This is a genomic window from Mesorhizobium silamurunense (assembly GCF_014843825.1).
Lineage (GTDB): Bacteria > Pseudomonadota > Alphaproteobacteria > Rhizobiales > Rhizobiaceae > Mesorhizobium > Mesorhizobium silamurunense.
This window is the reverse complement of sequence record NZ_JHQR01000124.1, coordinates 88,284-102,512: the sequence shown is the minus strand read 5'-3', so window position 1 is coordinate 102,512 and position 14,229 is coordinate 88,284. Positions and strand designations below refer to the sequence as shown.

Annotated in this window: 13 protein-coding genes; 7 read left to right on the top strand and 6 right to left on the bottom strand. The window is 64.3% G+C overall.

The features are described 5' to 3' along the window. Positions 1-3 precede the first annotated feature (3 nt). A complete protein-coding gene (locus tag DH10_RS14550; RefSeq protein ID WP_210327792.1) occupies positions 4-903 on the top strand; it encodes a glycosyltransferase family 2 protein in 900 nt (299 codons plus the stop codon). Between the two features lie 3 nt (positions 904-906). Then, positions 907-1,452, top strand: coding sequence for a sugar transferase (locus DH10_RS14545; RefSeq protein ID WP_343221544.1), 546 nt, complete (start codon positions 907-909; stop codon positions 1,450-1,452). On the opposite strand, the gene DH10_RS14540 is transcribed toward DH10_RS14545, so the two are convergent. Both DH10_RS14540 and DH10_RS14535 read right to left on the bottom strand, forming a co-directional pair. After that, complete coding sequence (locus DH10_RS14540; protein ID WP_192384890.1) at positions 1,431-2,363, bottom strand: NAD-dependent epimerase/dehydratase family protein; 933 nt, start codon at positions 2,361-2,363, stop codon at positions 1,431-1,433. The genes DH10_RS14545 and DH10_RS14540 overlap by 22 nt on opposite strands. Beyond that, the gene (locus tag DH10_RS14535; protein ID WP_192384889.1) at positions 2,360-3,649 is read right to left on the bottom strand and encodes an O-antigen ligase family protein; all 1,290 of its coding nucleotides are present in this window, start codon (positions 3,647-3,649) and stop codon (positions 2,360-2,362) included. The genes DH10_RS14540 and DH10_RS14535 overlap by 4 nt, the downstream gene beginning before the upstream one ends. 450 nt (positions 3,650-4,099) lie before the next feature. Here DH10_RS14535 and cysD point away from each other — a divergent pair, with 450 nt between their 5' ends. From cysD to cysQ, 3 genes are read left to right on the top strand one after another with little or no spacing between them, the layout of a single operon-like run. Further along, entirely contained in the window at positions 4,100-5,005 is a 906-nt protein-coding gene (cysD, locus tag DH10_RS14530) for a sulfate adenylyltransferase subunit CysD (RefSeq protein WP_126101397.1), read from the top strand. A gap of 2 nt (positions 5,006-5,007) precedes the next feature. Further along, on the top strand, positions 5,008-6,945 hold the full coding sequence (gene cysN, locus DH10_RS14525; protein WP_192384888.1) for a sulfate adenylyltransferase subunit CysN: 1,938 nt from the start codon (positions 5,008-5,010) through the stop codon (positions 6,943-6,945). Between the two features lie 10 nt (positions 6,946-6,955). Further along, positions 6,956-7,741 (top strand): 3'(2'),5'-bisphosphate nucleotidase CysQ, encoded by a 786-nt coding sequence (gene cysQ, locus DH10_RS14520; protein WP_192384914.1) that lies wholly within the window; start codon positions 6,956-6,958, stop codon positions 7,739-7,741. Positions 7,742-7,765: 24 nt separating this feature from the next. Here the strand turns inward: cysQ and DH10_RS14515 are convergent, their stop codons facing one another. The 4 genes from DH10_RS14515 to DH10_RS14500 form a co-directional block, all read right to left on the bottom strand. After that, entirely contained in the window at positions 7,766-8,908 is a 1,143-nt protein-coding gene (locus DH10_RS14515) for a DegT/DnrJ/EryC1/StrS family aminotransferase (protein WP_192384887.1), read from the bottom strand. 251 nt (positions 8,909-9,159) lie between these two features. After that, positions 9,160-10,083 (bottom strand): carbohydrate kinase family protein, encoded by a 924-nt coding sequence (locus DH10_RS14510; RefSeq protein WP_192244092.1) that lies wholly within the window; start codon positions 10,081-10,083, stop codon positions 9,160-9,162. After that, entirely contained in the window at positions 10,080-10,526 is a 447-nt protein-coding gene (locus DH10_RS14505) for an RbsD/FucU family protein (RefSeq protein ID WP_192244094.1), read from the bottom strand. Before DH10_RS14505 ends, DH10_RS14510 begins: the two co-directional genes overlap by 4 nt. 2 nt (positions 10,527-10,528) lie before the next feature. Next, positions 10,529-11,755 carry an ROK family protein gene (locus tag DH10_RS14500; RefSeq protein ID WP_192384886.1) on the bottom strand — a complete coding sequence of 409 codons (1,227 nt, stop codon included), beginning with the start codon at positions 11,753-11,755 and terminating at the stop codon, positions 10,529-10,531. 240 nt (positions 11,756-11,995) lie between these two features. On the opposite strand from DH10_RS14500, the gene DH10_RS14495 reads away from it, so the two are divergent. Beyond that, positions 11,996-13,000, top strand: coding sequence for a sugar ABC transporter substrate-binding protein (locus DH10_RS14495; RefSeq protein WP_425515322.1), 1,005 nt, complete (start codon positions 11,996-11,998; stop codon positions 12,998-13,000). A gap of 162 nt (positions 13,001-13,162) precedes the next feature. Beyond that, positions 13,163-14,227, top strand: coding sequence for an ABC transporter permease (locus DH10_RS14490; protein ID WP_192244098.1), 1,065 nt, complete (start codon positions 13,163-13,165; stop codon positions 14,225-14,227). Positions 14,228-14,229: the final 2 nt, after the last annotated feature.

The window sequence follows — 14,229 nt, the reverse complement described above, 5'->3', positions numbered from 1 at the left end:
CTCATGGGCACGAGGGACGGCGCGGCATATATCGGCGAGCAAATGGAATCCTTGCTCGCGCAATCCTGGCCTCACGTCGATCTATGGGTCTCCGACGACGGCTCGACGGACACCACGCTCGCAATCGTCGAGGCGTGGCGGTCACGCTGGAACAAGGGTTCCCTTACGCTGGTGCCGGGTCCGCAAAAGGGCTTCGCCGCCAATTTCCGCTCGATGATCATCGATCAGCGCATCGATGCCGATTACTACGCCTTTTGCGACCAGGACGATGTCTGGGAGCCGGATCGGCTGGAGAGCGCCATTCGCTGGATGGAGGGAGAGGATATGGCAACGCCGCTCCTGTTCTGCTCGCGCACGGCGACCATCTCCGAGACCGGCGTCCCGGCCGGCCATTCGCCGCTGTTCCGCCGCCCGCCGTCCTTCCGCAACGCGCTGGTGCAGAGCATCGCCGGCGGCAACACCATGCTCTTCAACCGCGCGGCTCGCGACCTTCTGGCGAAGGCCTCGGCAAGAACCGAATTCGTCAGCCATGACTGGTGGGCCTATCTCATCGTCACCGCCGCCGGCGGCAAGGTCCGCTACGAGCCGCGGCCGTTGGTCAGGTATCGGCAGCATGCGGCAAACCTGGTCGGCGCCAATGTCTCGTGGAAGGCGAGGCTTTCAAGGCTCGGGCGACTGTTCCAGGGCCAGTTCGCCAGCTGGACCGACAGCAATCTAAGGGGCCTTGCCGTCAACCGCGACCTCGTCACGCGCGAAGCGGCACTTTGCCTTCGCCTGTTCATCATGGCGCGCAAGGGCAGCGCTTTCAGGCGCTTCCGCCTGCTCGGCAAAAGTGGTGTCTACCGGCAGACCCTCATGGGAACGCTCGGGCTCTACCTCGCCTTTCTCTGGCAGCGGATCTGAGCCGTGACGCCAAAACGAGCTTTCGACCTGATTATCGCGGCCGTGATGCTGGCGCTGACGTCGCCGATTGTGCTGGTCGCCATGCTGGCGATCAGGGCGACATCGCCCGGGCCGGCCGTTTTTTCGCAGCCGCGTGTCGGGCGGGAGGGCGCTCTCTTTAGCTGCTACAAGCTGCGCACGATGCATCGGGACACCCCCTCCCTGCCCACCCACGAGGCGCCTGCCGGCTCGGTCACCGCGGTCGGCAAGGTGCTGCGCGCGACCAAGATCGACGAACTGCCGCAACTTTGGAACGTGCTCGAGGGCGAGATGAGCCTTGTCGGGCCCCGTCCATGCCTGCCGACGCAGACGGAGCTGATCGGACACCGGCAGCGGCTGGGCGTGCTGGCGGCGCTGCCGGGCATGACCGGATTGGCGCAAATCAAGGGTATCGACATGTCCGACCCCAAGCTCTGCGCCGAGACCGATGCCGCCTATCTCAAGGCCGCTTCGATCGGCCACGATGTCAGAATACTGCTGGCTACGCTCTACCCGGCCCGAACGGCATGACGGGCGAGCTCGCGAAGCTGGTCGAGCGTATCGGTTTCCGGCGTCCAGCCTTCGGATGCCAGCAGCGACGAATCGCAGATCTGGGTCGCGGTCAAGGCTTGCCATGACGCCTGCCTGCCGAGCAGCGTTGCCGCCAGCCGGAGCGGCGTCGCAGGCATCGGAAAAAGGCGCGGCGGACGACCGAAACCCCGCCGGAACGCTGCGATGATTTCGGACAGCGAAAGCGGGGCGGCGTTGCCCGCGACATAGGCCGGATGAAGCGGTCCCGGACGGATCAGAAGGTGCAGCACCGCATCTGCCGCCGTCTCGGACGAGACCAGCGACCGCATACCTGCCAGCGCGCCGGCCGGCAGCGGCAGGGCGTTGTCGGCAAGCCGCATCAGTGACGCCATGTTGCCCCTCATGCCCTCGCCATAGACGGGCGGCAGGCGCAGCGCTGTGGCATCCGGGCGTCCGGCGTAAGCCACGAGCATCCTGATCTCGCCTTCGCGTTTGGAGCGCCCGTAGGCGCATTGCGGGGCAGGGGGCGTCGCCTCGTCGATCGTGCCGCTGAAGCCGGGACCGGCCACGGCGCGGATCGAGGATAGGTAGATGAAGCGCCCGCCAGCGCCTGCGGCCGCTGCCTTGGCCAGCCGCCCGGTCAACGTCGCATTGACGGCCTGGTAGTCGGCTTCGCCGGCCTCCCGGTCATTGTTCAGCGCCGCGCAGTGGACGACATGCGTCACCTCGCGCATCAGCGCCAGGAAGGCCTCGTCCGACGCATCGGCGCCGGGCAGCGCAAGGACCTCGCCAACAGCCGGCAGTCTTTCTGGCCGGCGGGAAGCAATGCGTATGTCGAATCCGGCCTGACGCAGCCGGCCGGTCACCTGGCGACCGATCAACCCCGTCGCGCCGGTGACCAGGATCTTCATGATCGCCGACCGGCGGCCGAAGGAATGGCGGCGCTCTTGTCGACCTGCGGTACCGTTCGTCCGCAAGCCAGATAGGTTCCGGAAACCAGGAACACCATCAGCGTCGAATCGAGAAGGTCCTGGCCGACCACGATGCCGGTCAGCCCGCCAATGAGATAGGTGATGACGGTGATAACGATCATTGTCGCACCAAACCGCTCCACCGGGTCGGCGCTGAGGCGCAGCACCCTTGCCGCGTTCCGGGCCGCGACGACGAAGATCGCCCCCAGGGCCAACACCCCCAACAAACCGGCCTGCACCGCCGCGGTCAGAAAGCCGTTGTGATAATGGTTGTAACCTGCGTCCATGCCGAATTGATCGTGAAAACTCTGTTTCATCAGCGCGCGGCTGGCCGAGATGCCATGGCCGAAAATCGGCATCTCGCGAAATGCGCCGACCCCGATCTCCCACATTGCCACGCGCAGGCCGAGCGCCGTCGAGTGGTCGCCCTTGGTGGTGAGCGCGTCCCAGTCGCTGAAGAGGAAATCGGTGCGGTCCATGATGACAGGGAAGCCGATGGCCGCGACCACCAGGCAGGCCGCGCCCGCGATCAGCGCCAGACGCATCGGATTGGCGCTGGCGAACCTGCGGCGGTTGATCAGCAGGACGGCGATAGCGGCGATCGGCAGGGCAAGCCAGATGATGCGCGATCCAGAAAGAAGGATCGCCACCACCCCAGCGAGTGCGGCGCCGGCCAGCGGCTTCCAGCCCTTCACGATCCCCGAGAGCGCGCCGGCAAGGCACGTCATGACGGCAAGGCACGTGACCGTCGCGAACACGATCGCATTTCCGGCGCCGCCCTCGGCCCGCGTACCGACCCAGCTATACTGGAAGACGCCGAGCGCCAGCGCGCCACAACAGGCCGCGGCGCTTGCAAGCACGGCGATGCGCGCAAGGGTGATCTTGTCCGTGATGCTCCAGGTCGAATAGGAGACCGGGAAAAACAGCAAGGTGATCAGCGCCAGGAAATATTTCAAATCCGCCCCGAGCGCACCGTTGACGATCGAGGCAAGAACCATGGCCACGCAATAGGCATAGATCGCCACCGTCATGGCGAGCATCGGCCCGTCGATGTTGAATCGCCGCCGCCTGAAGGCGAGCAGGAAAACGGACCACAGCCCGCCGCCGTTGAAGACGAAGCTCACCACCGATCCCAGCACAGGCGGTGAGAAGAAGCAGATGATCGAGAAGTAGATGTTGATCTGTGTCGGCGTGAGGTGGCGCCGGAGCGATGTAAACGGGTTCAATGCCTTGCTTCGCAATCTTCCAGGTTGTGCGCAGACCCGCGGCGGTGGCAGTTGCCCTCGACCCCGTTCTGTCGCGCCTCGCCCCGTTTCCCGCGCCGGTATAGCGTCTGGCTCCGATCTCCGATAGGGCGGCCGAAGGATGTTCAGTCAAAAATCGCCGACGTGGTCGAAAGCCGTTGGAAAAGTCAATCTAGCCGATCGAGGCAATAGGTTTGTTCGGCGTCTCTCTATTGCTCAGCTTGTCTGGGAGGATTTTCCGTCTTATCTGGCTTACTTGGAAAATTCATTCCCGAACCGCAGTGCTCGGCGCGCGTCTTGCATTGTTATGGACAATGACGATCTGCTAGAACGCCCGCCAGAATGTCCAGGGCTTGACGGGCTGTTTGAGGAAAACCGCGCCAATCGCCTGCAGCAAGGTTCTGGCCGGCACGAAAGAACGCTCAACAGTCCATGAACATCGCGCTCACCCATCTGCAGCGGCTTGAGGCCGAATCCATCCACATCTTCCGTGAGGTTGCGGCCTCTTTCTCCAAGCCGGTGATGCTCTATTCGGTCGGCAAGGACTCGTCGGTGCTGATGCATCTGGCGATGAAGGCCTTCTATCCCGCCAAGCCGCCTTTTCCCTTCCTGCATGTCGACACGACCTGGAAGTTTCGCGAGATGATCGCCTTTCGCGATCAGATGGCGCAGAAGCTTGGCTTCGACCTGCTCGTCCATGTCAACGAGGACGGCGTGCGCGACAACATCAACCCGTTCGATCACGGCTCCAACACCCACACCCATGTGATGAAGACGGTGGCCCTGCGCCAGGCGCTCGACAAATACGGCTTCGACGCGGCCTTCGGCGGCGCCCGCCGTGACGAGGAGAAGTCGCGCGCCAAGGAGCGTATCTTTTCCTTCCGCAACGCGCAGCATGCCTGGGACCCGAAGAACCAGCGGCCGGAAATGTGGAAAATCTTCAACACCCGCATCGCGCCGGGTGAATCGATCCGCGTCTTCCCGTTGTCGAACTGGACCGAGCTCGACATCTGGCAGTATATTTTGCAGGAGAATATCCCGATCGTGCCGCTTTATTTCGCCAAGGAACGGCCGGTTGTCGAACGCGACGGCATGCTCATCATGAAGGATGACGATCGCATGCAACTGCGCCCGGGGGAGACGGTCGAAAACCGTCTTGTGCGTTTCCGCACGCTGGGCTGCTATCCGCTGACGGGCGCCATCGAATCGGATGCCGACACTTTGGAGGCCATCGTCGGTGAGATGCTGACAGCCCGCACCTCCGAACGCCAGGGCCGCCTCATCGATCGCGACGAGGCAGGCTCCATGGAAAAGAAGAAGCGCGAGGGGTATTTCTGAGCATGCGCCACATCTTGGCCAAGAGCCTCGCCCCGACCGACTCGATCCGCGACTACATGGCCGCGCAGGAGAAGAAGTCGCTGCTGCGCTTCCTCACCTGCGGCTCGGTCGACGACGGCAAGTCGACGCTGATCGGCCGGCTGCTTTCCGACACCAAGCAGATTTTCGAGGATCAGCTCGCCGCGCTGGAGAGAGACTCCCGCAAGCACGGCACCACCGGCGACGATGTTGACTTCGCGCTGCTCGTCGACGGGCTGGAGGCCGAGCGCGAGCAGGGCATCACCATCGACGTCGCCTATCGCTTCTTCGCCACGCCAAAGCGCAAGTTCATCGTCGCCGACACGCCCGGCCACGAGCAGTACACGCGTAACATGGCAACCGGCGCCTCGACCGCCGATCTCGCCATCGTGCTGATCGATGCGCGCCAGGGCGTGCTGCGCCAGACCAGGCGCCATTCGATCATCGCCTCGCTGCTCGGCATCCGCCACATCGTGCTTGCCGTCAACAAGATCGATCTCGTCGGCTTCGACAAGACCGTCTTCGACAGCATCGTGGCGGATTACACCGACTTCGCGAAAGGGCTGGGCTTCGCAAGCATCATGCCGATCCCGATGTCGGCGCGTTTTGGCGACAACGTCACCAGCCAGTCGGAGCGCACGGCCTGGTATTCCGGGCCGTCGCTGATCGAGCACCTGGAAACCGTGTCGGTCGACGAGGCCGCCGTCGAACTGCCGTTCCGCTTCCCGGTGCAGTATGTAAACCGGCCGAACCTCGATTTCCGCGGCTTTGCCGGCACCATTGCCTCGGGTACAATTTCGCAGGGCGACGAGGTCGTCGTTGCCAAGTCCGGCAGGGCCTCCCGCGTCAAGCGCATCGTCGCGCATGGCGGGGATCTTGAGCAGGCGATTGCCGGCCAGGCCATCACGCTCGTCCTGGAGGACGAGGTCGAGGTTTCGCGCGGCAACATGCTGGTCTCGCCAGACGCACGTCCGCAGGTTGCCGACCAGTTCGCCGCCAACATCGTCTGGTTCGACGAGCAGGCGCTGCTGCCCGGCCGCTCCTATATCCTGCGCACCGAAACCGACCAGGTGAGCGCGACCGTCACCGATTTGAAATACCGGGTCAACGTCAACGATTTCGCGCATGAGGCGGCGAAGTCGCTCGACCTCAACGAGGTCGGGGTCTGCAATCTGTCGACGCGGGCGCCGATCGCCTTCGATCCTTTCGCCGAAAACCGCACGACCGGCGCCTTCATCCTGATCGACCGCATCAGCAACGCCACCGTCGGCGCCGGCATGATCCTGCATTCGCTGCGCCGCGCCGAAAACATCCACTGGCAATCGCTCGATGTCGGCAAGCGCGGCCGCTCCGACCTGAAGAACCAGCGCCCGGCGGTGTTCTGGTTCACCGGCCTGTCCGGCTCGGGCAAGTCGACCATCGCAAATCTCTTCGAGAGGAAGTTGTTCGCGTCCGGCCGCCACACCTACATCCTCGACGGCGACAATGTCCGCCACGGCCTCAATCGCGATCTCGGCTTCACCGACGCGGATCGCGTCGAAAACATCCGCCGCGTCGCCGAAGTGGCCAAGCTGATGGCCGATGCCGGCCTGATCGTCATCGTCTCCTTCATCTCGCCCTTCAGCGCCGAGCGGCGCATGGCGCGCGAGCTGATGGGCGAGGGCGAATTCGTCGAGGTGTTCGTCGATACGCCCTTCGAGGAATGCGCCCGTCGCGACCCGAAGGGCCTTTACGCGCGTGCATTGAGCGGCGAGATCAAGAATTTCACCGGCGTCGATTCTCCCTATGAGGCGCCGGAGAATGCCGAAATCCATCTCGAGACTCTCGGCAGGAGCCCGCAGGAGATGGCGGAAGCCCTGGAACACTGGCTGAACGAGCGCGACATTGCCGAAGAGCAGTATGACAATGGCGGCGGTATCTGACGACAAGGCGATGCTCAGGGTCTTCGAGCGCTTGGCGTTAGACGCTGGGCGCGAGGTGATGCGCGTCTTCCAGGAGGGCTGCGCGGTCGACAAGAAGTCCGACTCTTCGCCGGTGACCGAAGCCGATCGCGAAAGCGAGAAGATCATCCTCGCCGGCCTGCGCTCCGCTTATCCGGACATTCCTTGCGTGGCCGAGGAGGAGGTGGCGGCAGGCATTGCCACGCCCGACCTCGAAGGCGCCTTCTTCCTCATCGATCCGCTCGACGGCACCAAGGAATTCGTCAACCGCCGCACCGATTTCACTGTCAACATCGCGCTGGTGCGCCATGGCGTGCCGGAAGTCGGCGTCGTCTTCGCGCCCTGCACCGGGCGTTTTTTCTCCGGCCGGCCGGGCAACGCGGAATCCATCGAAGTGGATAACGACTATCGCATTGTCGGCCGCCGGCCGATTTCCGTACGGGCAGGGGGCATGCCGCTTGCGGTCGTCGCCAGCCGCTCGCACAACACGCCGGAGACGGACGCCTTTATCCGCGATCTCGGCGCCGCCGAGATCGTCTCGATCGGCTCGTCGCTGAAATTCTGCCTGCTCGCCGCCGCCGAGGCGGACATCTACCCGCGCTTCGGCCGCACCATGGAATGGGACACGGCGGCCGGCGATGCGGTGCTGCGCGCCGCCGGCGGCATGACCCGCACGCTGGACGGCCAGCCGCTGGTCTACGGCAAGCGCAACCAGTTAAGCGACTCGGATTTCGCCAACCCGCATTTCATTGCGACGGGGAAGAGCGCGAGCGCGTGATTTCCCCCTCAAGGGAAGAGATTATCAAGCCGCCGCGACGCGCGCCGAGTTCGAGCCGATATAGTTGCGGATCGTCTCGATGATCCGGTCCTGGTCGGATTCGCTCAGATAGGCGTGCATCGGCAGGCAAAGGATCTGCTTCGGCAGCTTTTCCGAAACGGCGAGGCCGGTCGGCGTGCGCGGATAGTCGCGATAGGCGACCTGTTCGTGCAGCGGCTTCACATAATAGATGACCGACGGGATGCCTTTTTCGCCGAGATGGCCCTTCAGCCCGTCCCGCTTCGGCGTCTCGATGGCGTACTGCGCCCAGGCCGAGCGGCCGTGGCCCAGATTGCCCGATGCCTTGACGATGTCGCCAAGCCCTTTGGCATAGCGGTCGGCGACCGCTTGCCGCGCCACCATCTCCTCCTCGAGAATGGCGAGCTTCTCGATCAGGATCGCCGCCTGCAGCGTGTCGAGGCGCGAATTGATGCCGACGCGGATGTTGTCGTACTGGGTCTCGCCCTTGCCGTGGAAAGCGAAGGAGCGCAGCTTGTCGGCCAGCGCAGCATCATTGGTGAACATCGCGCCGCCGTCACCGTAGCAGCCGAGGGGCTTCGCCGGATAGAAGCTGGTCGAGCCGACATGGCCGAAGCCGCCGCACATCGTGCCGTCGGCGGAGCCGCCCATCGACTGGGCGGCATCCTCGATCACCAGCAGGTTCTCGCGCTTGGCGATCGCCATGATAGCCTGATAATCGGCGGCAAGCCCGAACAGGTCGACCGGGATGATCGCCTTCGGCTTCAGCCGGCCTTCCTTCTTGATCATGTCGATCGCCGCCTCGAGGCTGGCGATGTCGATATTGTAGGTGTCGGGATCGACGTCGACGAAGACAGGCTCGGCCTTGGCGAGCGCCACCACTTCGGCCGTCGCGGCGAAGGTGAAGCTCGGCACGAACACGGCGTCGCCCGGGCCGATGCCGGCCGCAAACAGCGGCAGAAGCAGCGCATCGGTGCCGTTGGCACAGGCCACCACATGCTTGACGCCGACGTAAGCCGCGAGCTTGTTCTCGAATTCGGTGACCTGGGGCCCGAGGATGTAACGGCCGTCTTCGACCACCTTGTCGATCGCGGCCTTGAGCCGGTCGCGGATTCGTTCGCGCTGCGCGCCAAGATCGATGAACTGCATGTCGGCCTCGATGCTGCCAGTAAACCGGCCCGCTGGTACCAGACTTGGCACGGCTGAAAAAGCCGGCCACGGCCGAAGCGAATTGCGCAAGTGTCGCAGCCTGTTACCGTCTTTTGCCGGCGTATTGCCCGAGGAAGCCGGAAATCCAGGCTTCTGGGCGCATTCTCAGCGCCTTTTGTCGCGCTGTTCCGGTCTTTGGAAACATAAAGTGATCGCTCGGGCAGGGGTCGTCGGCCGGCTCGGGCAGCCGATCAGGCGATTTCGTGCCGCCACGGTGGGTTGGCGCCGGCCCGCGACACGGTCACCGCGGCTGCTTTGGCGCCAAGCTCCAGCGCCCCGCGGATCGCGTCTTGCGAGAGGCCGCCGATCGCCGCCTTGGTGAGCAGGCCCTGCTCGTGCAGCGAGGCGAGGATGCCGGCATTGAAGGTGTCGCCCGCGCCGACCGTGTCGACCACCTTCACCTTCTGCGGCACGACCGTGATCTTGTGCTCCTTGCTGTAGCCGACGGCGCCCTCGCTGCCATGGGTGACGACGATCAGCCTGGGGCCGCGGTCCAGCCAGTTGCGCACGACGTCCTCATGCGAGCCCGCTTCGTCGAACCAGTTGAGGTCTTCGTCCGACAGTTTGACGATGTCGGCCATCGCCATCATCTCGCGGATGCGCCTCAGATGCTTGGCCTTGTCCGGGATGAAGTTCGGCCGGATGTTGGGATCAAGCATCATCACCCGGCTCTCGTGCTCGCGCCGCATGAATTCCTCGTAGGCGGATCCGGCGGGCTCCGAGATCAGGCTGATAGCGCCGAACAGCATGGCTTGGATCTCGGCGCCCAGCCTCGGCAGGTCCTCCACGGCGAGCATGCGCCCGGCGGTGTTCTCGTCATAGAAGGTGTAGGTCGCCTGGCCGTTGGTAAGCCGCACGAAGGCAAGCGTCGTCGGTTTCGGCGAGGTGTGCGCATAGGTCGAGCTCACCTTGCTCGCCCCCAGTGCCTCCCGGAGCTGGCCGCCGAACAGGTCGGAGGAGAGGCCGGAGAAGAAGCCTGCCGGGGCACCCAGGCGACCGAGCGCGATCGCCGTGTTGAACACCGCGCCGCCGACATAAGGCGCGAAGGCCGCTTCGCCTTCCGTCGTCGTGCGCGGCAGCATGTCGATCAGGGCTTCACCACAGCAGAGGATCATTGTGTCTTGGTCTCCGGCGGATGGATCACGCCCTTGCGGATGATGATGTTGGCATAAAGCCTGGGTTCGCTGGTCGCCACGATCGCGTGCGCGGCCTTGACGCGTGCATAGAAGTCGGCCCCGGCCAGCGCAATCACCTTGTGGCCCGGCGCGCGTTTTGCGCAGACAGCTTCCATCTCGTGATGCACGGGATCGGCGAGCGCCGGATCGCCGTCGACCGAGGCGCGGAACAAAGCCTCGGGCACCGCCTCGTCCACCGGCAGCACGCTCAAAACGGCGTCGAGCACCGGAATGATGGGATGGCCGTCGACGCGGATCAGCCTGCGCGCCTGTTCCTCGGCCGGATAATTGCCGTCGACGATGGCGATCTCGTCGCCATGGCCCATGGCCCTGAGCGTCGCCAGAAGCTGCGGCCCGAGCAGCGGCGGGATGCCGATCAGCATGATCAGGCGCTCCTGGAAATCGTGGTCGGTCCGATCAGGAAGCGCTCCGACAGCGGCAGGCTCGCGCCGCCCAGCGCCCGCGCATGGATGCCCACGGTTCCTTCGCGCACGATGGGCAGTTTCAGTCCCTCGGCGTCGATGCCGACGATGGCATCCGTGACCGCATCGACGAGTCGCCGCCGCACTTCGAGAGGCATCCAGCCGTCGATAACCGCCGCTTCGAAATCGATAACGGACGACGCCGCGACGATCGCATAGGCCAGCGCCTGCGAGGCGCTGGCGATCCAGTCGTCGAGCTCGGCGCCGATCTCGCCCCATTCCTGCGGCGAGGTCCAAAGATAGGAGCCGTCGATGCCCTTGGCGCTCAGCGCCTTTTCCAGTATGGCGATCGAGGCGACGTCGATCAGCTGCGTTGGCTTGCCGTCCGCCCCAGGCACGGGCATCGAACCCAGCGCGCCGGCGTTGCCGGTCGGCCCGCCGAACAGCCGGCCGTTGAGCACGATGCCGCCGCCGGCAAAGGCGCCGATGTAGAAATAGACGAAGTCGCGCGCCGCTCCCGCCTGGCCGAAGACGAGTTCGGCGCCGCAGGCCGAGGTGGCGTCGTTCTGCAGATAGACCGGAAAATCGCACTGCGCCTGGATGTCGGCGCGGATGTCGCGATGGCGCCATTCGTCCATGATCTCGCGCGGCGCGCCGGCCGTGTCTGCCCAACTCCAGAGTTCGAACGGCATGGCGATGCCTAGGCCGGCTATGCGCTTGTCCTGCGCCGGCGTCAGTTCGCCGCGCATTTTCTTGATGCCGGCGCTGACGAATTCCACCGTCTCGCGCGGCGCCGGATAGCGATAGGAGTTCTGCAGCATCGCGCGCACATTGCCGAGAAAGTCGATCAGCACCAGTTCGGCGCTGCGGCGGCCGATCTTGAGGCCGATGAAGAAGGCGCCCTCCGGGTTGAGTGCCATCGGGATCGACGGCTGGCCGATCTTGCCGCGCAACGGCGCCTGGCGGACGAGCAGCTTGTCTTCCTCCAGTTCGCGCATGATGACGGATACCGTCTGGGCGGACAGCCCTGTCATGCGCGCAATGTCGGACTTGGCTAGGCTGCCATGCTGGCGCACCAGGGACAGCACGAGCCGCTCATTGTGGTCGCGCATGCCGCTCTGGTTTGTGCCGCGATGCAACCGGCTCTCCCGAGCCTCGGGCGAACCGCGCCTCGCAATGCCGGTCTCCACCCTGTTCCTCCCGTCAGTTTCCCCGCACTGCTTTTCGTTCAGAATGAGTGAACGGCGCAAGTCTGTCAATAATAAATAAGAGTGATTTAATTATTGACAGATGTCTCGGACTGGTGTCTTTTGAGGTGGCGTCCACGCTGGGAGAATGGTTGGATGCGCTTGAGGCGCCGGGTTGGCCGGCGTCCGGAATGGTTCCATTGGGAGGAAATCGTGACCAAGAAATCGCTGCTGAAGTCCACCGTGTTCGCGGCGGCCGGGCTGGGCCTGCTCGCATTCGCCTCGTCCGCGTCGGCCGCCGGCGTCGGCGCCTGCCTGATCACCAAGACCGACACCAATCCCTTCTTCGTCAAGATGAAGGAGGGCGCGACCGCCAAGGCCAAGGAGCTCGGCGTCGACCTCAAGACATATGCCGGCAAGATCGACGGCGATAGCGAAAGCCAGGTCGCGGCAATCGAAAGCTGCATCGCCGACGGCGCCAAGGGCATTCTGATCACCGCCTCCGACACCAAGGGCATCGTGCCGACGGTGAAGAAGGCGCGCGACGCCGGCCTGCTGGTGATCGCGCTCGACACGCCGCTCGATCCGATCGACGCTGCCGATGCCACCTTCGCCACCGACAATCTGGAAGCCGGCAAGCTGATCGGCGCCTGGGCGGCTGCCACGCTCGGCGACAAGGCCAAGGACGCCAAGATCGGCTTCCTTGATCTGACCCCCTCGCAGCCGACCGTCGACGTGCTGCGCGACCAGGGCTTCATGATGGGCTATGGCATCGACGTGAAGGACCCGAACAAGATCGGCGACGAAGACGATCCGCGCATCGTCGGCCATGACGTCACCAACGGCAACGAGGAAGGCGGCCGCAAGGCGATGGAGAACCTCCTGCAGAAGGACAACACCATCAACGTCATTCACACCATCAACGAGCCCGCTGCCGTCGGCGCCTACCAGGCCCTCAAGGCCGTCGGCCTCGAAAAGCAGGTGCTGATCGTCTCGGTCGACGGCGGCTGCCCGGGTGTGAAGTCGGTGACCGAAGGCGTGATCGGCGCGACCTCGCAGCAGTACCCGCTGCAGATGGCAGCGCTCGGCATCGAGGCGATCGCCGCCTATGCCAAGGACGGCACCAAGCCGAAGCCGACCGAAGGCAAGAACTTCTTCGACACCGGCGTCAATCTGGTCACCGACAAGCCGGCTAACGGCGTGAAGTCAATCGACACCAAGGAAGGCCTGGCCAAGTGCTGGGGCTGATGGTTGCCTGACAGGCGCACAAACCTTGCGGCTGGGGGCTTGATCCCCGGCCGCATCGGGTGGACGATGCATTTTCGTAAGCGCTGATAAGCCCGGCAACAGACCGGAAATGCGTAAACGCGGCACGGAGCCATGACGAAGCTTCGTGAGACGGGAGGAGATATGTCTCAAATCCAGGAATTCGAGAAGGTACTCTCGGGCAGCGACACCAGCGTCGCCGCCTTCGACGAGCACGGCAAGTCATTCGTCAAGCGCGCGCAGCATTTCCTGCATTCCACGCCGGCGGCAGTGCCGCTGATCGTGCTGGTGCTGTCGATCATCATCTTCGGCATCGCCATCGGCGGACGTTTCTTCTCGTCCTACACGCTGACGCTGATCCTGCAGCAGATCGCCATTGTCGGCATTCTGGGCGCCGCCCAGACGCTGGTCATCCTGACCGCCGGCATCGATCTGTCGATCGGCGTGATCATGGTGATTTCGGCCGTGATCATGGGCAACTGCGCCATCACCTACGGGATGCCGACCCTTCTTGCGGTAGTCGTAGGCCTTGCCGCCGGCGGCGCCTGCGGCCTGCTCAACGGTCTGCTCGTCGCTTACATGAAGCTGCCGCCCTTCATCGTGACGCTCGGCACCTGGAACATCGTCATGGCCACCAATTTCATCTATTCGGCCAACGAGACGATCCGCGATGCCGATGTCGACGCCCAAGCGCCGCTGTTGCACCTGTTCGCTATGAGCTTCAGGGTCGGCTCTGCGGTGCTGACGGCCGGCGTCATCGCCACCGTCGTGCTGGTGGCGATACTCTGGTACGTGCTCAATCACACCGCCTGGGGCCGCCATGTCTATGCCGTCGGCGACGATCCCGAAGCGGCGAAGCTGTCGGGCATTCAGACCAAGAAGGTGCTGATAGCTGTCTATACGCTCGCCGGCCTGATCGCCGCCTTCGCGGCCTGGGTCTCCATCGGCCGCAACGGCTCGATTTCGCCGTCGGCCGCCGTCACCGACTACAATCTGCAGGCCATCACCGCGACGGTGATCGGCGGCATCTCGCTCTTTGGCGGCCGCGGCTCGATCCTCGGCACGCTGTTCGGCGCCATGATCGTCGGCGTCGTCTCGATGGGCCTCAACATGCTGGGCGCCGACCCGCAATGGAAAGTGCTGCTCACCGGCGTGTTGATCATCGGCGCCGTGGCGATCGACCAGTGGATCAGAAAGGTTTCGGTGTAACC

Bases quoted from the DNA above. Each gene is read 5' to 3' on its own strand.
- cysQ (WP_192384914.1), top strand. From the start codon at position 6,956: ATGCTCAGGGTCTTCGAGCGCTTGGCGTTAGACGCTGGGCGCGAGGTG.
- cysD (WP_126101397.1), top strand. From the start codon at position 4,100: ATGAACATCGCGCTCACCCATCTGCAGCGGCTTGAGGCCGAATCCATC.
- cysN (WP_192384888.1), top strand. From the start codon at position 5,008: ATGCGCCACATCTTGGCCAAGAGCCTCGCCCCGACCGACTCGATCCGC.
- DH10_RS14540 (WP_192384890.1), bottom strand. From the start codon at position 2,363: ATGAAGATCCTGGTCACCGGCGCGACGGGGTTGATCGGTCGCCAGGTG.
- DH10_RS14510 (WP_192244092.1), bottom strand. From the start codon at position 10,083: ATGATCCTCTGCTGTGGTGAAGCCCTGATCGACATGCTGCCGCGCACG.
- DH10_RS14505 (WP_192244094.1), bottom strand. From the start codon at position 10,526: ATGCTGATCGGCATCCCGCCGCTGCTCGGGCCGCAGCTTCTGGCGACG.
- DH10_RS14515 (WP_192384887.1), bottom strand. From the start codon at position 8,908: ATGCAGTTCATCGATCTTGGCGCGCAGCGCGAACGAATCCGCGACCGG.
- DH10_RS14550 (WP_210327792.1), top strand. From the start codon at position 4: ATGGGCACGAGGGACGGCGCGGCATATATCGGCGAGCAAATGGAATCC.
- DH10_RS14490 (WP_192244098.1), top strand. From the start codon at position 13,163: ATGTCTCAAATCCAGGAATTCGAGAAGGTACTCTCGGGCAGCGACACC.